This is a genomic window from Natronolimnohabitans innermongolicus JCM 12255, from assembly GCF_000337215.1.
Taxonomy (GTDB): domain Archaea; phylum Halobacteriota; class Halobacteria; order Halobacteriales; family Natrialbaceae; genus Natronolimnohabitans; species Natronolimnohabitans innermongolicus.
Window position 1 is genome coordinate 1 of record NZ_AOHZ01000039.1, and the last position, 230, is coordinate 230.

1 protein-coding gene is annotated in these 230 nt (G+C 57.4%); it reads right to left on the reverse strand.

Annotation, left to right across the window (positions count from 1 at the left end; translation table 11 throughout):
• On the reverse strand, positions 1-230 hold a 230-nt coding region (locus C493_RS07145), incomplete at both ends, for an IS200/IS605 family accessory protein TnpB-related protein (protein WP_152421115.1).

The following is a 230-nucleotide window of genomic DNA, read 5'->3' on the forward strand; positions in this document are numbered from 1 at the left end:
CACGACCTCGATCCCTTCGACCTTCGCTTTGTACTCGAGAATCGAGGTGAAGCGGTCGAACGCCCACCCGTGTAGGTCGAGGTTGCCATGCGTACCCCAGTTTTTCGACTCGCCGTTCTCGTCATCGCGGACACCCTCCAGATCACCGACGTTGATGCGGCCAACACCCTTCTCGACACACCGTTCGACGATGTGTTTCGCCAAAGAGTGGAAGAAGTGTGTACGGCGTT